Source organism: Streptomyces sp. NPDC037054 (assembly GCF_055606745.1).
In genome coordinates this window covers 90,379-107,851 of record NZ_JBVJSJ010000004.1, presented here as the reverse complement: position 1 = coordinate 107,851, position 17,473 = coordinate 90,379, and the positions used below count along the sequence as shown (strand labels likewise).

At 74.5% G+C, this 17,473-nt stretch carries 16 protein-coding genes; 5 read left to right on the top strand and 11 right to left on the bottom strand.

Features of this window, described 5'->3' with window-relative positions; all coding sequences use genetic code 11:
* Window positions 1-6: 6 nt before the first annotated feature.
* The 5 genes from ACZ7D7_RS11395 to ACZ7D7_RS11375 form a co-directional block, all read right to left on the bottom strand.
* The gene (locus ACZ7D7_RS11395; protein WP_470823810.1) at window positions 7-3,117 is read right to left on the bottom strand and encodes an efflux RND transporter permease subunit; all 3,111 of its coding nucleotides are present in this window, start codon (window positions 3,115-3,117) and stop codon (window positions 7-9) included.
* A 205-nt stretch (window positions 3,118-3,322) separates the two neighbouring features.
* Complete coding sequence (locus ACZ7D7_RS11390) at window positions 3,323-4,003, bottom strand: response regulator (RefSeq protein ID WP_470823809.1); 681 nt, start codon at window positions 4,001-4,003, stop codon at window positions 3,323-3,325.
* Window positions 4,004-4,026: 23 nt separating this feature from the next.
* Window positions 4,027-5,256 carry a sensor histidine kinase gene (locus tag ACZ7D7_RS11385; RefSeq protein WP_470823808.1) on the bottom strand — a complete coding sequence of 410 codons (1,230 nt, stop codon included), beginning with the start codon at window positions 5,254-5,256 and terminating at the stop codon, window positions 4,027-4,029.
* 49 nt (window positions 5,257-5,305) lie between these two features.
* Entirely contained in the window at window positions 5,306-5,581 is a 276-nt protein-coding gene (gene pspAA, locus ACZ7D7_RS11380) for a PspA-associated protein PspAA (RefSeq protein WP_470823806.1), read from the bottom strand.
* A 33-nt stretch (window positions 5,582-5,614) separates the two neighbouring features.
* Window positions 5,615-6,391, bottom strand: coding sequence for a PspA/IM30 family protein (locus ACZ7D7_RS11375; protein WP_470824247.1), 777 nt, complete (start codon window positions 6,389-6,391; stop codon window positions 5,615-5,617).
* Window positions 6,392-6,657: 266 nt separating this feature from the next.
* On the opposite strand from ACZ7D7_RS11375, the gene ACZ7D7_RS11370 reads away from it, so the two are divergent.
* On the top strand, window positions 6,658-7,287 hold the full coding sequence (locus tag ACZ7D7_RS11370; RefSeq protein ID WP_470823805.1) for a DUF3043 domain-containing protein: 630 nt from the start codon (window positions 6,658-6,660) through the stop codon (window positions 7,285-7,287).
* Window positions 7,288-7,376: 89 nt separating this feature from the next.
* Window positions 7,377-8,114 carry a class I SAM-dependent methyltransferase gene (locus ACZ7D7_RS11365; RefSeq protein ID WP_470823804.1) on the top strand — a complete coding sequence of 246 codons (738 nt, stop codon included), beginning with the start codon at window positions 7,377-7,379 and terminating at the stop codon, window positions 8,112-8,114.
* 81 nt (window positions 8,115-8,195) lie between these two features.
* On the opposite strand, the gene ACZ7D7_RS11360 is transcribed toward ACZ7D7_RS11365, so the two are convergent.
* Entirely contained in the window at window positions 8,196-8,408 is a 213-nt protein-coding gene (locus ACZ7D7_RS11360) for a hypothetical protein (RefSeq protein WP_470823803.1), read from the bottom strand.
* Between the two features lie 113 nt (window positions 8,409-8,521).
* Between ACZ7D7_RS11360 and ACZ7D7_RS11355 the strand changes: the two genes are divergently transcribed.
* Window positions 8,522-9,721, top strand: coding sequence for a bifunctional adenosylcobinamide kinase/adenosylcobinamide-phosphate guanylyltransferase (locus ACZ7D7_RS11355; protein WP_470823802.1), 1,200 nt, complete (start codon window positions 8,522-8,524; stop codon window positions 9,719-9,721).
* Between the two features lie 3 nt (window positions 9,722-9,724).
* Here the strand turns inward: ACZ7D7_RS11355 and ACZ7D7_RS11350 are convergent, their stop codons facing one another.
* Window positions 9,725-10,693 (bottom strand): class I SAM-dependent methyltransferase, encoded by a 969-nt coding sequence (locus ACZ7D7_RS11350; protein ID WP_470823800.1) that lies wholly within the window; start codon window positions 10,691-10,693, stop codon window positions 9,725-9,727.
* A gap of 137 nt (window positions 10,694-10,830) precedes the next feature.
* Here ACZ7D7_RS11350 and cobT point away from each other — a divergent pair, with 137 nt between their 5' ends.
* Complete coding sequence (gene cobT / locus ACZ7D7_RS11345) at window positions 10,831-11,964, top strand: nicotinate-nucleotide--dimethylbenzimidazole phosphoribosyltransferase (RefSeq protein WP_470823799.1); 1,134 nt, start codon at window positions 10,831-10,833, stop codon at window positions 11,962-11,964.
* 50 nt (window positions 11,965-12,014) lie between these two features.
* Window positions 12,015-12,800, top strand: a complete 786-nt coding sequence (locus tag ACZ7D7_RS11340) for an adenosylcobinamide-GDP ribazoletransferase (RefSeq protein ID WP_470823798.1) — start codon at window positions 12,015-12,017, stop codon at window positions 12,798-12,800.
* A gap of 23 nt (window positions 12,801-12,823) precedes the next feature.
* Here the strand turns inward: ACZ7D7_RS11340 and ACZ7D7_RS11335 are convergent, their stop codons facing one another.
* From ACZ7D7_RS11335 to pelF, 4 genes are all read right to left on the bottom strand, one after another.
* The gene (locus ACZ7D7_RS11335) at window positions 12,824-13,657 is read right to left on the bottom strand and encodes an endo alpha-1,4 polygalactosaminidase (protein ID WP_470823797.1); all 834 of its coding nucleotides are present in this window, start codon (window positions 13,655-13,657) and stop codon (window positions 12,824-12,826) included.
* Window positions 13,654-14,337 (bottom strand): spherulation-specific family 4 protein, encoded by a 684-nt coding sequence (locus ACZ7D7_RS11330; protein ID WP_470823796.1) that lies wholly within the window; start codon window positions 14,335-14,337, stop codon window positions 13,654-13,656. The genes ACZ7D7_RS11335 and ACZ7D7_RS11330 overlap by 4 nt, the downstream gene beginning before the upstream one ends.
* Window positions 14,338-14,405: 68 nt before the next feature.
* Window positions 14,406-15,926, bottom strand: a complete 1,521-nt coding sequence (locus ACZ7D7_RS11325) for a hypothetical protein (protein WP_470823795.1) — start codon at window positions 15,924-15,926, stop codon at window positions 14,406-14,408.
* Entirely contained in the window at window positions 15,923-17,452 is a 1,530-nt protein-coding gene (pelF, locus tag ACZ7D7_RS11320) for a GT4 family glycosyltransferase PelF (RefSeq protein WP_470823794.1), read from the bottom strand. Before pelF ends, ACZ7D7_RS11325 begins: the two co-directional genes overlap by 4 nt.
* Window positions 17,453-17,473: the final 21 nt, after the last annotated feature.

Sequence of the window (17,473 nt, the reverse complement as noted above, 5' to 3'; positions counted from 1 at the left end):
GGCGGGCTAGACCCCGGCGGGCTCCGGCGTCGACTCCTCCGGCGCCGCGCGCCGCTTGTCCCGCTTCGCCGCGCGCTTCTTCGCCCGGCGCTCCTTGCGGAGCTCCAGCATCGCGTACAGCGTCGGCACCAGCAGCAGCGTCAGCAGCGTCGACGTGACCAGGCCGCCGATCACGACCACCGCCAGGGGCTGCGCGATGAAGCCGCCCTCGCCGGTGACGCCGAGCGCCATCGGCAGCAGCGCGAAGATCGTCGCCAGGGCCGTCATGAGGATCGGCCGCAGCCGGTGCCGGCCGCCCTCGACGACGGCCTCGACGACGCCGTACCCCTGCTTGCGGTACTGGTTGATCAGGTCGATCAGCACGATCGCGTTCGTGACGACGATGCCGATGAGCATCAGCATGCCGATCATCGCCGGGACGCCCATCGGCGTGCCCGTGGCGACCAGCAGGCCGATCGCGCCCGTCGCCGCGAACGGGATGGACACCAGCAGGATCAGCGGCTGCGCGAGCGAACGGAACGTGCCGACCAGCAGCATGAACACGATCGCGATGGCCGCCACCATGGCGAGGCCGAGGTTCGCGAACGCCTCGTCCTGGTCCTGGGAGACGCCGCCGATCTCCGCCGTGGCCCCCGCCGGGAGCTTCAACGCGTCGATCTTCGACTGGAGTTCGGCGCTCACCGCGCCCGTGTTGTCGGCGGTCGGCCGGGCGGTGATCGTCGCCGCCCGCTGACCGTCGATGCGGGTCATGGAGACCGGGCCGTCCACGAGCTTCACGGTGGCGATGTCACCGAGCTTCACCGGGCCGAGCGGCAGCTTCTTCAGCTGCTCCAGCGTCCTGGCGGGCTTCGCCGGGCGGATGACGAGGTCGCGCTCGGTGTCGTCCAGGACCGCCTTGCCGGCCGGGGTGCCGCGGACCGCGCCCGCGACGACCGCGCCGAGCGTCCGGTCGTCGAAACCGGCCGCCGCGGCCTTGGAGTTGGCGCGGACCGAGATGCGGGGCACGCTCTGCGACAGGTCGCTGGTGACGTCGGTGACGTCGTCCAGTCCGGCCACCGCGTCGCGGACCTGGTCGGCCGCCGTGCGCAGCACCTCGGCGTCGGCCGCCTTCACGACGACGCTCAGGTCCTGGCTGCCGAAGCCGTCACCGGCGGCGACCGTGGTGGTGCCGGCGCCGTCGAGCTTCTCCAGCCCGTCCTCGATGTCCTGACGCACGTCCTCGAAGGACGCGGAGTCCTTGAGCCTCACCTGGTAGGAGGCCTGGTTGGTGTCGGTGCCGCCGCCGAACGCCGCCATGAACCCGGACGAGCCGACGGTGACCTGGTAGTCCTCGACGCCGTCCACGCCGTCGAGCGTCTTCTCGACCTCGCGCGCCGCGGCGTCGGTCGCGGCCAGGCTGGTGCCCGGCTCCAACTCCTGCCTGACGGTGAGGACCTCCTGCTCGCCCTGGTCGAAGAAGTTCGTCTTCAGCAGCGGCGCCATGCCGAAGGTGCCGATCAGGATCACGGCCGCGAGCAGCAGGCTGGTCAGCCGGCGGCGGGTGGCGAAGCGCAGGACGGGGACGTAGATCCGCTGCAGACGGCTCCGGGCCTCCTTCTCCTCGGCGAGGCGGCGCGCCTCGGCGGCGTCCTCGGGGGTGCCCTTCGGCGGGCGCAGGAACCAGTACGACAGCACCGGCACGACCGTCAGCGACACCAGCAGGGACGCCAGCAGCGCGGCCGTCACCGTCAGGGAGAACGAGCCGAACAGCTCGCCCACCATGCCGCCGACCAGACCGATCGGCAGGAACACGGCGACCGTGGTGAGGGTGGAGGAGGTGACCGCGCCCGCGACCTCGCGGACCGCCTTGAGGATGGCCTCGTGGCGCTCCTCGCCGTAGCCGAGGTGCCGCTTGATGTTCTCCAGGACGACGATGGAGTCGTCGACGACGCGGCCGATCGCGATGGTCAGCGCGCCCAGCGTCAGCATGTTGAGGGACAGGTCCCGCGTCCACAGCACGATCAGCGCGAGCACGACGGACAGCGGGATGCTCACCGCCGTCACCAGCGTCGAGCGGATCGACGCGAGGAAGACCAGGATGACGAGGACGGCGAAGACCAGGCCGAGCGCGCCCTCCGTGGTCAGGCCCTCGATGGACTTGGACACCGCCGGGCCCTGGTCGCTGACCACGGTGAGCGTGGCGCCGGAGCCGAGGTCCTCGCGCATGCCCGGGAGCATGTCCTGGACGGCGTCCGAGATGGCGACCGCGCTGCCGTCGTGGTCCATGGTGACGGCGACGGCGAGGCTCGGCCGGCCGTTGGTGCGGGTGAGGGAGTCGGCCCTGGCCTCCTCCCGCGCGACGGTCGCGACGTCGCCGAGACGCACCGGCTTCCTGTCCTCGCCCCGGACCGCGAGGTCCTGGATCTGCTTCAGCGAGGTGAAGCCGCCGCCGACCTGGACGGTGCGGTTGGCGCCGCCCTCGTCGAAGGAACCCGCCGGCACGGTCGCGCCGCCCGCCTGGAGGGCCTCGGCGAGGGCCTGCGTGGTCAGACCGGCCTTGGCGAGCTTCGCGTCGTCGGGCGTGATCGTGACCTCGACGTCGCGGACGCCGTCGACCGTGACCTGGCCGACGCCGTCGATGTCCTTCAGGTCCGGGACGACGGTCCGGTCGAGCTGGTCGGCCAGGGCCTGCTGGTCCTTGTCCGAGGTGACGGCGAGGACGACGGTCGGGATGTCGTCCGTCGAGCCGGCGACGACCTGCGGGTCCACCTCGTCCGGAAGCATCACCCGGGCCCGGTTGACGGCCTGCTGGACGTCGGCGACGAGCTGCTCGGTGTCGTTGCCGTAGTCGAAGGACGCCATGATGACGGCGTTGCCCTCACTGGCGGTCGACGTGACGCCGGTGATGCCGTCGACGGCCTCGAGGTTGTCCTCGATCGGCTCGACGACCTGCTTCTCGACGACGTCCGGGGACGCCCCCTGGTACGGGGCGATCACCGACACCATGGGCAGCTCGATGGTCGGCAGGAGTTGCTGCTTCAACTGCGGGATCGCGATCGCGCCGAAGACGAGCGCGACGATCGACATCAGGCCTATCAGGGCCCGTTGCGCGAGGCTGAATCTCGACAGCCAGGACATGGGTCAGGGTCTCTCTTCTGTGGAGCGGCAAAAAGCGCTTCTGGGAGCGTGCGCGCTTCCGGAAGCGGAGCGGCAGAAGCACGAAGGCGCGGGCATGCCGAGCCCGCCTCCTCCACCCTGGGCCACGCCGGGCCGTGGTTTCCCGGCCCGCAGGGCCATTTCCCCGTCCGGCGCGTACTGCGGGCGCAGTAGGGCCGTACCGGGATCAGTCCACCCTTGGACGTACCAGGCCGGTTTCGTACGCCATCACCACGAGCTGGGCCCGGTCCCGGGCGCCGAGCTTGGCCATGGCCCGGTTGACGTGCGTCTTCACCGTGAGCGGGCTGACCTCCAGGCGCTCGGCGATCTCGTCGTTCGAGTGGCCGCCCGCGACCTGCACCAGCACCTCGCGCTCGCGGACGGTCAGCGCGTCCAGCCGCTCGGCGCGGGCCGGGTCGCGGTCGTCGTCGGTGTCCCGCTGGGCGAGGAAGCGGGCGATCAGGCCCTTGGTCGCGGCCGGCGACAGCAGCGCCTCGCCGCCCGCCGCGACGCGGATCGCGTTGAGCAGTTCGTCGGGCTCGGAGCCCTTGCCGAGGAAGCCGGAGGCGCCCGCGCGCAGCGACTGCACGACGTAGTCGTCGACCTCGAAGGTGGTGAGTATGACCACGCGGACGTGGCCGAGGTCGGGGTCCGCGCTGATCAGGCGGGTCGCGGCGAGGCCGTCGGTGCCGGGCATCCGGATGTCCATCAGGACGACGTCGGCCCGCCGCTCCTTCGCCAGCCGCACGGCCTCGGCGCCGTCGGAGGCCTCGCCGACCACCTCCATGTCGGCCTCGGAGTCGACGAGGACCCGGAACGCGCTGCGCAGCAGTGCCTGGTCGTCGGCGAGCAGGACACGGATCGTCATGCGGGGTCCCCCGGGTGCTGCGGTCATCTGGACGGCTCGGTGTCTTGCGCGGCGGGCGTGCGGGCCTTGAGCGGCAGGATCGCATGGACGCGGAAGCCGCCGCCGTAGCGGGGCCCGGTGGTGAGGGTGCCGCGCAGGGCGGTGACGCGTTCCCGCATGCCGAGCAGCCCGTGCCCGCCGCCGGACTCCGGGCGCTCCTCCTCGCCGGTCCCGTCGTCCAGGACGGTGATCTCGACGCTGGGTCCCACGCGGACGACGCTGACCTCCGCCTTCGCCTCTCCGCCCGCGTGCTTGCGCACGTTGGTGAGGGCCTCCTGGATGATCCGGTACGCGGCCAGGTCGACGGCGGCGGGCAGGGTGGTGTCCTGGTCGGCGCGGGCGACCTCGACGTGGAGTCCGGCGCTGCGGAAGGTGCCGACGAGCTCGTCGAGGCGGTCCAGGCCCGGCGCCGGTTCGGTGGGGGCCTCGGGGTCGCCGGACTGGCGGAGCAGGCCGACGGTGGCGCGCAGCTCGTTCAGCGCCGAGCGGCTGGCCTCCCGTACGTGGGCGAGGGCCTCCTTGGCCTGGTCGGGCCGCTTGTCCATGACGTGCGCGGCGACGCCGGCCTGCACGTTGACCAGGGCGATGTGGTGGGCGACCACGTCGTGCAGGTCCCGGGCGATGCGCAGGCGTTCCTCGGCGACGCGGCGGCGGGCCTCCTCCTCGCGGGTGCGTTCGGCGCGTTCGGCGCGCTCCTGCACGGCCTGCACGAACGCCCGGCGGCTGCGGATGGCGTCTCCGGCGGCGGCGGCCATGCCGGTCCACGCGAAGATGCCCAGGTTCTCCTGCGCGTACCAGGGCAGCGGGCCGGCGATCATGGCGACGCCGGTCAGCACGGACATGGTGAGCAGGCCGATGCGCCAGGCGGTGGGGCGGTCGGTGGAGGCCGCGACCGTGTAGAGGGCGACGACGGCGGACATGGCGACGGGGGCCCGGGGGTCGCCGGTGACGAACTCGACGATCGACAGGGTGCCGGTGAAGGCGAGCACCGTCCGCGGGACGCGGCGGCGCAGCACGAGCGCGGCGGCGCACAGGGCCATGAGCACCAGGCTCAGCACGTCCGGGGTGCGCACGGCCCAGATGATGCGGTTGCCGCTGTGCGGCTCGACGAACGACCCGGCGACCATGCAGGCGAGCACACCGGCCGCGATGGCCGCGTCCAGCGCCATGGGGTGGGCCTTGAGTCGACGTCTGGCGCGGTCGAGGGAGGTCACGCCAGCCAACTGTACGGATCCGGGGCCGCTCTGTGGCCGGCTGAGGGACTCAGGAGATGAGGCCGTTGTCCCCGAGCAGTTCCCTGACCTCGTCCAGGGTGGCGTCCGGGGACGGGAGGATCAGGTCGGAGGGCTCCAGGGAGTCGTCCGGCAGGGGGTCGCCGAGGGCGCGGACCTCGGCGAGGAGGGCCTGGAGGGTACGGCGGAAGCCGGGGCCGTCGCCGTTCTCCATCTCGGCCAGGAGTTCGTCGTCCAGCTTGTCGAGTTCGGCGAGGTGGCTGTCGGCCAGCCTCACCTGTCCCTCCCCCATGATCCGTACGATCATGTCGCCCTCCTCGGCGTGGGCCCCGGCCGGTGCTTACTGCTTGTCGAAGCGCGGGGTGTCCTGCGGCTGCTGCTGGGACTGCGACTGGCCGTTGCCGCCCTCGATGGCCTGCTGCCCGCCGGCGCTCCCGCCGGCCAGCTCGGCCTTCATGCGCTGCAGTTCCAGCTCTACATCCGTACCACCGGAGAGCCGGTCCAGCTCGGCCTGGATGTCGTCCTTGTGCATGCCGGACTGGTCGTCGAGGGCGCCGGAGGCGAGGAGTTCGTCGATCGCGCCGGCCCGCGCCTGGAGCTGCGCGGTCTTGTCCTCGGCCCGCTGGATCGCCAGGCCGACGTCGCCCATCTCCTCGGAGATGCCGGAGAAGGCCTCGCCGATCCGGGTCTGCGCCTGGGCCGCCGTGTAGGTGGCCTTGATCGTCTCCTTCTTCGTGCGGAAGGCGTCGACCTTGGCCTGCAGGCGCTGGGCCGCGAGGGTGAGCTTCTCCTCCTCGCCCTGGAGGGTCGCGTGCTGGGTCTCCAGGTCCGTGACCTGCTGCTGGAGGGCGGCGCGGCGCGAGAGCGCCTCGCGGGCCAGGTCCTCGCGGCCCAGCGCGAGCGCCTTGCGGCCCTGGTCCTCCAGCTTGGACGACTGGGACTGCAGCTGGTTGAGCTGGAGTTCGAGGCGCTTGCGCGACGTGGCGACGTCCGCGACGCCGCGGCGCACCTTCTGGAGCAGCTCCAGCTGCTTCTGGTACGAGTAATCGAGGGTCTCGCGCGGGTCCTCGGCCCGGTCAAGGGCCTTGTTCGCCTTCGCGCGGAAGATCATCCCCATACGCTTCATGACACCGCTCATGGGCTTCGCGCGCCCCCTTCTGACGGACTCCACTCCAGCACCTGCGACAGAACCCACAGTACGGGCCCTGCATCCATTACCGCACTGTTAGGGGACGGATGCGCTCATCCCCAAGGACGACTGACCACCGCGGTCGTCCGGCGCAGGGAGTAGGTGGTCCCCGTACTCGCTGTCCGGTGCCGTCCCCTTCTGTCCAGATAGAGACGACTGGTGTTGCCGGATCGTTCCCCACGGGACTGGGGTCCATGCGCCACCACCCCGTACCCTTGGCTTTTGTGTTCCGTAGCCGTGCCAAGGAAGAGAAGGCATCGTCCGCCGACAACGCGACGGTGACCGACTCCAAGAGTGTCCGCCACCCGGAGGCCCCCAAGGGCCGCCCCACGCCCAAGCGCAGCCAGGCCCAGTCGCAGCGCCGCAGCGTCGCCAATACGTCGATGTCCCGCAAGGACGCGGCGAAGCGGCAGCGCGAGGAGCGCCGTGCCGCGCTGGAGCGTCAGCGCCAGGCGCTGGCCAGCGGCGACGAGCGGTATCTGCCGGCCCGTGACAAGGGCCCGGTCCGCCGCTTCGCGCGCGACTTCGTCGACTCCCGGTTCAACATCGCGGAGTTCTTCCTGCCGATGGCCGTCGTCATCCTCGTGCTGAGCATGGTGCGGGTGGCCTCGCTGCAGAGCGTCGCGCTGCTGCTGTGGCTCGTGGTGATCGTGCTGATCGTGCTCGACTCCGTCGTCACCGGCTTCCGCCTGAAGAAGCAGCTGGCCGAGCGCTTCCCGAACGAGAACAAGCGCGGCGCGGTCGCCTACGCGCTGATGCGCTCGCTGCAGATGCGCCGGCTCCGGCTGCCGAAGCCGCAGGTCAAGCGCGGAGAGCGGCCCTGAGCACAACGTCGTTCAGCGGGGGGCCGGCGGCCGAGGCCGCCGCGCCGGGCGGTCCGGAAGGACTGCGTGACGTCGTACGACGGGAACTGGTGGCCCGGCAGCTCGACGAGCAGCTGGCCGGACGGTTCCCGGTCGGGCGCCGGCTGCGGGTGCTCGACGTCGGCATGGGCCGGGGCACGCAGGCGCTGCGGCTGGTCCGGGCCGGGCACCAGGTCACCGGCCTCGAACAGGACCCGGCGCTGATCGCCGCGGCGCGTGCCGCGCTGGCCGCCGAGCCCGAGGGCATCCGGGAGCGGATGCGGATCATCGAGGGCGACGGCCGCGACACCGGCGTGCACTTCCTGCCGGGCAGCTTCGACGTGGTGCTGTGCCACGGCGTGCTCATGCACGTCGAGGAGCCCGACCCGCTGCTGGCCGGGCTCGCGCGGATGCTCGCGCAGGGCGGGCTGCTGTCGCTGGTGGTGTGCAACGGCGACGCGCTCGCGATGCGGCCCGGCCTGTCCGGCGACTGGGCCGGGGCGCTGGCCGCGTTCGACACGGCCGACCGGCTGCCGCATCCCCGGGTCCGCCCGGACGGCGGAGCGCCGGTCCGCGCGGTGCCGGAGCTGCGGGCCGACCGGCTGGGCAAGCTGACCGGGACGCTCGCGGGCATCGGGGCGCCGCTGCACACCTGGTACGGGGTGCGCGTCTTCACGGACACGGCTCCCGAGGGCGCGCCGCCGCCCGCCGACCTGGCGGCGCTGCTCGCGGTCGAGGAGCGGGCGGGGCGCACGGACCCGTACCGCGGGGTGGCCGCGCTGCTGCACCTGTGCGGCGTGCGCGACTGAGCGGGACACGGTGAACGGGGCGGTGGAGGGGGGCGGCCGGCGGGCCGCCCCCCTCCACCGTTCGCACCGCGTGTCAGCGGGTCACGACTCGTTCGCGTGCAGGCTCATCGGCCCGTAGATCTCCGTGGCGTCCTCGAACAGACGCACCTGGTCCACGCCGCCGTCGAGCAGTGCCTTCCACTGCTCCCCGATCCAGGACTCGGCGTCCCCCTGCGTGGTGAACTCCTCGGGCTGCACCGCGGGCTGCACCTCCGTCCCGTCGGCCGCCTCGAACCGCCACGTCCATGCCGCCATGTACGCCTCCCAGGTCTGAGCACAGGCAGAACAGAAGCCGGATCTTGGTCCGGCTCCTGCCCAGAGCCTAGCCGGACGCGCAAGACCGTCCCGGACACGTGAAAATCAGGGGCGTGGACATCACTCTGCTCGGTACCGGCGCTCCCGCGGGGCTTCCCCGCCCCGACTGTTCCTGCGCGTCCTGCGCGTCCGCCCTCGGCCGGGACGCGCGTGCGGCCACCGCCGTGCTCGTGGACGGGGCGCTGCTGCTGGACCTCACGCCCGGGGCGGCGTTCGCCGCCGCGCGGGCGGGGCGCTCGCTCGGCGGCGTACGGCAGGTGCTGCTCACGCATCCGCACGACGGGCCCGCCGTGGAGGTGCCGGCGGGGCTGCCGCAGCCGGGGCGGGTGCCGGACGGGCGGGAGCTGGCGCTGCTGACGGGGCATCGGGTGCGGGCCGTGGCGATGGACGCGCCCGGTACGGGGTACGCCGTGACCGGGCCGGGCGGTCAGCGGCTGCTGTATCTGCCGCCGGGCGGCGCGCCCGCGGGCCTGGAGGAGCCCGTCGAGCCGTACGACATGGTCCTCGCGGACGTCGTGGGGCGGCCGGACGGGCTCGCGAAGCTGCGGGCGGTGGGCGCGGCCGGGCCGACCACCGATGTCGTCGCCGTGCACCTCGACCACGACGTGCCGCCGGGCCCCGAGCTGCGGCGGCGGCTCGCGGCGGCCGGGGCGCGGGCGGTGCCGGACGGTGTGACGCTGGCCGTCGGCGCCTACGAGGACGTGCCCGACGTGCCGCGCCGGACGCTGGTGCTGGGCGGGGCGCGGTCGGGGAAGTCGGTGGAGGCCGAGCGGCGTCTGGAGGCGTTCCCCGACGTGCTGTACGTGGCGACGGGCGGGTCCCGCAACGGCGACACCGAGTGGTCGGCGCGGGTCACGGCGCACCGGGAGCGGCGGCCGGGGTCCTGGCGGACCGTGGAGACGTGCGACCTGGTGCCGCTGCTGAAGGACGACGGGCCGCCGCTGCTCGTGGACTGTCTGTCGCTGTGGCTGACGGACGCGATGGACGCCGTGGGGGCGTGGGACGACGCCGAGTGGGCGGACGGCGGGGAGCGGGCGCTGCGGGAGCGGGTGCGGGAGCTGACCGGGGCGGTGCGCGAGACGCGGCGCACGGTCGTCGCCGTGTCGAACGAGGTGGGGTCCGGGATCGTCCCGGCGACCGCGTCGGGCCGCCGTTACCGGGACGAACTGGGACGCCTGAACTCGGCGTTCGCCGGGGAGTGCGAGCACGTGGTGCTGGTGGTCGCGGGCCAGGCGGTGGTGCTGCGGGGGTGACCGTCAGCCGCGGCGGGCGAGGATCCGGTACGTCCACCGCGGGCGGGGCAGGCGGCGGGGCGGCGTGACGATCAGGCAGCCCTCGGCGCGGAGTTCCGCCTCGACGTTCGCCGGGAGCGGCAGGTGCGGGCGGGCGGGGCGCGCGGAACGGCCGGGACGGGTGGGGGGCGTCCACCGTCCGGCGCGCGGGTCGGTGAGGTCGATCAGGAGGTGGCCGCCGGGGCGGAGGACCGCGAGGGCGGCGTGGAGTTCCGCGCGGGGGTCGGGCGCGCCCTCCAGGTGGTGGAGCAGGCTGACGACGTCGTAGCGGGCGCGCAGCCGGGCCGCGATGTGCGGGTCCGTCAGGCGGCCGACGTGGACCTCCTCGACGTGGCCCGCCTCGTGCGCCCGCAGCAGGAGCCGACGGTCGGTGTCCACGCCGTCGAAGGCCGTGTACGGGAAGAACTCCCGCGCGGCGGCCGGGAAGCGGCCGTCCCCCGTGCCGACGTCGAGCCAGCTCTCCGGCTCGTGGAAGGGCGGCAGCACGCGGGCGGCGGAGCGGTGGCGACGGGCGGCCAGGTGGCCGGCGAGGAGGCGGACGGCCATGTGCGCCTCCTCGCCGTGGGGACGCGGGTGACGGGCAGGGCCCTCGACGGACGGCCCGGGGTGACGGGCAGGGCCCTCGACGGACGGGTCGGGGTGACGGGCGAGGCCTTCGGTGATGGGGCCCGGGTTCAGGAAGACGTGCCCGCAGTCCCCGCACTCGTCGTACGGGACGCCGCCGCCCCGGCCACCGTCGGGGCCGGCCGGCCGGTCGAGCAGGCGGCGCGGGCCCGGTGGCGCCGGGCGGGGGCCGAGCCGCTGCGAGCCGCACCACGGGCAGTCGGGGCGGCGCGGCTCGTGGAAGTCGGCGGCGGCGTGGGCGGGTTCGGCGGAGTCGGCCACCGCCCGGCGCCGGTCGGCGGCCCGAGAGGGGAACGGTGCGGACGGCATGGCGGCTCCCGGGGACGAACGGCGATCCACGACAAACCGGAACGTATGGGATACGGATCTTGGGTGCAACGACGTCGCCCCGACGGGGTGGCGATGTGGCGGCGATCCGTTCGACCCGGGCCGGTACTGTTCGGCGAATGAGCTCGCTGAATCTCGACGACTTCACCGATCTGATCGAGCGCCCCGACGGCGGGGTGCGCCGCGACGCGGAGGCGCGCCGGGAACGCCAGATCGTGCCGCCCGGATCGCTGGGCCGGCTCGACGAACTGGGCGAATGGCTGGCGGCGGCGCAGTCCGCGGTGCCGGTGCGTCCGGTCGAACGGCCGCGGGTCGTCCTCTTCGCCGGTGACCACGGCGTCGCCGGCCTCGGGGTGTCGGCCCGCCCGGCGGGCAGCGCCGGGCGGTTGGTGCGGGAGATCCTGGACGGCGGCCGGCCGGTGTCGGTGCTGGCGCGGCGGCTCGGAGTACCCCTGAGGGTCGTCGACATGGCGCTGGACTGCGACCCGGACACGCTGCCCGCCGACGTCGTACGGCACCGGGTGCGGCGGGGCAGCGGACGCCTCGACATCGAGGACGCGCTGACCGCCGAGGAGGCGGAGGCCGCCTTCCGGGCGGGCGTCGCGGTGGCCGACGAGGAGGCCGACTCGGGCACGGACCTGGTGGTCCTCGGCGACGTCAGCGTCGGCGGCACGACCGCGGCGGGCGTGCTGGTCGCGGCGCTGTGCGGGACGGACGCGTCGGTGGTGACCGGGCGGGGCGGACTGGCGATCGACGACCTCGCGTGGATGCGCAAGTGCGCGGCGATCCGGGACGGGCTGCGCCGGGCGCGGCCGGTGCTCGGCGACCAACTGCACCTGCTGGCGACGGTGGGCGGCGCCGACCTCACGGCGATGACGGGCTTCCTGCTGCAGAGCGCGGTGCGGAAGATGCCGGTGGTCCTGGACGGCGTCGTGACCGCGGCCTGCGCGCTGGTGGGCCAGCGGATCGCGTTCCGGGCGCCGGACTGGTGGCTGGCCGGGCACGACAGCGGGGAGCCGGGCCAGGCGAAGGCGCTGGACCGGATGGCGCTGGAGCCGCTGCTGTCCCACGGCGTGACGGTCGGCGAGGGCGCGGGCGCCCTGTTGGCCCTGCCGCTGGTCCAGGCGGCGGCGGCCCTGGCGGCGGAACTGCCGGAACTGCCGGAGAAGCCAGAGCGGCCGGAGCAGGCGGAGACGGCAGTGGACGCCGAGGGGGCCATCGGGGCCGAGGCGGGCAAGGGGACCGAGGCGTAGGCCACGGTCCTCCCGAGGGCCCTCGCCCGGCCGCCCGGTACTCTGCGCCGGTGTTCAGGACCCCCTCGGCCGACGGCCTCCGTTTCTCCTTCGGCACCCTCACCGTGCTGCCCGTCAAGGTGACCCGCTGGGACCGGGAGGCCGCGCGCGGCGGCATGCTGTGCGCCCCGCTGGCCGGGCTGGTCGTCGGGGCCGGGTCCGCCGCCGCCGGGCTGGTGCTGCTGGTCCTCGGTGCCGGCGCGCCGCTCGCCGCCGTCGCCTCGGCCGCCGTACCGGCGCTGCTCACCCGCGGCCTGCACCTGGACGGGCTCGCGGACACCGCGGACGGGCTGGGCAGCGGGAAGCCCGCCGAGGACGCGCTGCGGATCATGAAGCAGTCGGACATCGGCCCGTTCGGTGTGATCACGCTCGTGTTCGTGCTGCTCGCGCAGGTCGCCGCGCTGACGCAGGCGTACGCCGACTCGTGGCCGCGGGGCGCGCTCGCCGCCGTCGTCGCGGGCACCGTGGCCCGGCTCGCGCTCACCCTGGCGGCCCGCACCGGGGTGCCCGCGGCGCGGCCGGAAGGGCTCGGGGCGGCCGTCGCCGGGGTGGTGCCGGTGCGCGGCGCGGTGGGCGTGGCCCTGGCCGTCGCCGTCCTCGCGGCGGCGTCCGGCGCGTTCCTCGGCGGCGCGGGCGGCATGGCCCGTACGGCGCTCGCGGTGCTCGCCGCGCTCGGCGCGGCCGAACTGCTCCTGCGGCACTGCACGCGCCGCTTCGGCGGCGTCACGGGTGACGTGTTCGGCGGCCTCGCGGAGACGGCGGCGACGACGGCGCTCGTGGTCCTGGCGCTGGGCTGACCTCGCGGTCGGCGCGGGCGGGCTCAGCAGGGGCGTCGCCAGGCCCCCAGGTCGTATCTCTTGAGCATCGAGCTCAGTCCCAGCCGTCCGGCCTCGGGGCAGAAGCGGCGCGTCGGCAGTTCGTACTCGACGTGGAAGACCGCCTTGCCGGCCTCGACGAACGGGGTGAGCGTCTCGCACTCGTCGTACTGGGCGCACTGCTCGTTGACCGCGAAGTCGAAGTCGTCGAGGAGTTCGGGGATCTGGTCGAGGTCGTTCTTCAGGCCGACGGCCATGCCGCGCTCGTGGGCGAGCCGGGCCACGAGGCGGTTGTAGCGGAGCTGGTCGGCGGCGGTGAGGGGGAAGCCGGTGCGGTTGCGGTAGCCGTCCATGTTGTCGGGCTCCACGGCGTCGAAGCCCTTGTCGCGGCACATGTCGAGGCGGGCCGCCATGAGGGGTTCCAGGATGTCGACGCGGCGGATGTCGAGCCAGCGTTCGCCCTGCCAGCCGTTGCCGCGGCCCAGCACCGAGCGGGGGAAGTCGTCGGCGTCCGGGCGGAAGTCCTCCCAGGCGCCGGTCGAGACGTAGCAGATGACCTTGCGGCCGTCGCGGTGCAGTGCGGCGACCGTCTTCGCGGAGTGGTCGAAGCCGTCGATGTCGTAGACGGGCACGTCGACGGAGGTGTCGAGACGGCCGCTGAGCTGCCACTGCCAGGGCGTGCCGGGGCGCGGCTGCCAGCGGGCGCCGTCCGTGGCGTTCGCCCCCGGTGTGGCGTCCGTGGCGCCCGCCCCGGGTGTGCCGTCCGGGTCGTCGGTGCAGCCCGCGAGGAGCAGGACGAGGGCGCCCAGCAGGGCGGGGAGCAGGGGCGGGCGTCTCACCGGGCGGTCTCCAGGGTGTGGGGCAACGTACCCCAAGGATGATCTCCGTCGCCCGGAACCGCACAGTGGACGGCGGCGCCCAGGGCGCGGGCCCGGGCGGCGACGTCGGCGCCGGGCGGCACGCCGTACACGAGGTGGCACGGCCGGGCGTCGGCGGGGCCCGGCCACGGCCGCCGGTCCAGTGCGCGGTACGTCTGCCAGTGGCCCTCGAAGGTGACGAGGAGGTCGGCGATCCGGGCGTACGACGGGTGGGGCGGCGTGCCGTGGTTGAGGGCGAGCGTGCCGCAGCCGGCGCGTGAGGCGGCTGCGGCGAGCCGCCGGTAGTGGGCGAGTTCGCCGGGTCCGGCGGCGGCCTGGTCGAGGAAGGCGCCGTCGGTGCCGTACCAGTCGCGGTGCCGGGCGAGGTCGCGGACCACGTCGTCGTGGGGGCGGCGGCCGTAGGCGGTGTCGACGTAGCCGAGGACGCGCACCCGCGCCGCCCGCAGGCGCGCCGCGACCTCGGCGAACGCCGCGTCGGGGCGCTCGCCCGGGCCGCTGGCCGGGTTGAGGACGACGCCGTACAGCCTCGGGGCGGCGGCGACGACCGCGTCCCACTCGGCGGGGCGGACGGCGGGGTGCTCGTAGTAGGGGACCAGCAACTCGCGGGACAGGGCGGGTACTTGGTCCGGCGGATTCGTCATGGCGCCTCGCGTGTCGGGTACTTCGCGCCCCGCGTCCGGCGAGTCGCCGTGCGGCGGCGGTGGTTCGTTCATCGGTGGGCCGTCGCCCTCCCCAGCAGCAGGCAGACCAGGACGGCCTGCGTGGCGGCGGCGGTGCCGTGCACGGCGAGGCCCGTGAGGTGCGGGTCGGCCGCGCCGGTGAGGAGGCTGAGGACCTGGGCGAGGGCGGCGGCGCAGCACACGGCCGTCGCGGCGAGGACCGCGCCGAACGACTGGAGCAGCAGGCCCGTCCACACCACCACGCCGAGCAGGAGCAGCCCGGCGAGCCGGACGCCGCCGGGTCCGGGGGCGCCGGGCCACAGGGCGGAGGCGGCCAGGGCCAGCGCCAGCAGGGCGGCGAGGTAGGCGGTGAGGCACTCGGCGACGGTCCGGGCGGTCGCCCTGCGGAAGGCGCGCGGGGTGGCGGTGGAGCGCAGCCCGGCGAGGCCGGCGCTGCGGAAGCGGTACAGCAGCCACTCGGCGGGCCCCATGCTGAGGGTGAGTGCCACGGCGGCCGGTGCCGCCGTCGCGCTCGGCCCCCGGCCCGCGAGGACGTCGCCGAGCGCCGCGCACAGCACGAGGACGCCGCTGCCGAGCCCGAACAGGGCGTACGGCAGCGAGCCGGTGAGCCGGGGCCCGGCCGGCCGGCGCCGCTCGGCGGGTACGGTGCCGAACGCGCCGAAGGGCAGCAGCGCGGCCAGTCCGGCGCTCCAGCCGCCGGACCCGCGCGGCGCGGGCGCCGCCTCGCGCACCGCGAGGAACGCCACCGCCAGCAGGGAGCCCAGCAGCAGGGCGGAGCGGGCCGCGTCCGGCACGGGTCGCGCGAGGGCGTACGCGGCGCCCGCCGCCATCGGCAGCAGGGCGGCGAACAGGGCCTTCTCACGGCCCATGACCAGCAGCACGGTCGCCGCGCCCAGGTAGCAGGACTGCCCGGCGGCGAAAGCGACCGCTCCCGGACCGGCGCCGCCGGCAGCGCCCGCGGCGGCCGCCGCGGCCAGGGCGCCCAGTACGGCGCCGGTCACGGCCCCGAGGAGCAGGCAGCGCCGGGCGGCGTCCCGGTCCCCGAGGCCCAGCCAGGCGTACGCCCGGTGGGACAGGGCCTGGTTCCAGGCCCAGCCCCACAGCGCGCCCGCCAGCAGCGGCACGGTGCCGGCCGGCAGGCCGAGTGCGCGCGGGCCCGTCAGCAGGGGCGCGCCGAGGACGTAGGCGAGGCCGGGCAGCGCGAAGACGAGGCCGCGCAGCAGACACGCCGGCAGGCCCGCCTGCCAGGGGTCGTGGGCGGGGCCCGCCGGTTCGGGGTAGCGGCGCGGGACCCGCTCGTAGAGTTCCTCGGCGAGCGCGAAGGAGTTCTTCACGCCGTACCGCTCGCGTATCTGGTCGTCGGACAGTCCGTCGGACTCCAGCAGCGCGGCGATCTCGTCGGGGTGGACGGCGGCGGCCACGAAGTCGTCGAGCCGGTCGGCGAGTTCGTCCACCGGGTCGGGCCGGGCCCAGGTGGGGGTGCGCTGCCGGGGGATCGCGGGCAGGGTGTCCGGGCGGGAGCCCGGCGGCAGCCAGACGCTTCCGCTCACCAGCCGGTCCCGTCCGTCGCGACGGCCGCGTACCAGGGATCGCGCAGTTCGACGGTCCAGTCGGCGACGGTCTCGACCGTCGGCTCGTAGACCTCGGGCAGCCCGGCGAGTTCCTGGTAGATCGTCCGGAAGGCGTCCACGGAACGGCGCAGCGTGAAGCGGTCGATGACCCGTCTGCGGGACAACTCGCCCAGTTCGCGGCGCCGTTCGCCGTCGCGGAGCAGGGTCAGCGCGGCGGCGGCCATCTTCTCCGGCTCGCGCGGCGGCACCACGAGCCCGGTGTCGCCGACGGCCTCGCGCACTCCCCCGACGTCCGTGGACACCGTCGTACGGCCGCAGGACATGGCCTCGATGAGGGAGAACGGGAAGCCCTCGGATATCGACGACAGCATCACGACGTGACCGGCCGCGTAGGCCCGCCAGACCTCGGTGATGCGGCCCTCGAAGGTCAGCCCGTCGGTGACGCCGAGTTCGGCGGCGAGTTTCTCCAGCCGGGTGCGGTAGGCCTCGCCGCCCGGCGGCACCGGGCCGAACAACCGCAGCCGGGTCTCGGGGAGTTCGGCGCGGACCATGGCGTAGGCGCGGATCAGCGTCTCCAGGTCCTTGATGGGGTCGACCCGGCCGCACCAGCTGAGCGTGGGCACGTCGGGTTCGGGCCCGGCGTGCGGGAAGGCCTGCGGGTCGACGCCGTTGTAGACGGTGCGGATCTTGCCGGCGTCGGCGCCGCCGCGCTCCTCCCAGCGCCGGTTGTACTGGTTGCACGGGGTGATGAGGTCGGCGGCGCGGTAGCCGAGGGTGTTCAGCTCGCGGTAGAAGCCGAGCATCAGGGCCTTCACGGGCCAGCGTTGGGCGTCGCGGCGGTATCCGAGGTAGCGCTCGCGCAGGTAGATGCCGTGCTCGGTGAGGAGAAACGGTACGCCGTCCAGGTGGCGCGCGGCGAGCGCGGGCAGGGTGGCGAGGCCGCTGCTGACGGCGTGCGCCACGGTGTCCTCGCCGTCGGCCGCGATGCGCACGCCGAGCGGGCGCAGGGCGTGTTCCAGCAGGTCGGTCGCGGTCAGCGCGTCGTGCACGGTGGGCCGGGCGGCGGCCGTCGGCAGGTGGGGCGAGGTCCAGATCCACATCAGGGACCTGAGCGCCGCCTCGGTGCGCAGCGCGGCGGACAGCCGCCCGTCGCGGGCGAGCACGGCCAGCTCGTGGAGGGCCTCGCCGAAGTCGAACGGCCCCTCGGGGTCGAGGAACGACAGCAGGAACCGCTCGTAGGTGTCGAGGAAGCGGCGCCGGGCCCGGCCGTGCGGGGGCCGGGCGCGGCCGGGGCGCGGGCCCCAGGTGGGCACGTTGGTGTGCCGGCGGACGTTGGCCGGCAGCTCCCAGGTCACGGGTTCGCGGCCGGTGCCGGTGAGCGACACGACGTGGAAGTCGACCTCGGGCATGCCCTTGACGAGCTGGTCGCACCAGGTGCTGACGCCGCCGTGGACGTGTGGATAGGTGCCTTCTGTGAGCATGGTGACGTGACGGCCGGTACGCATCGCTGCGCTTGCTCCCCCCGG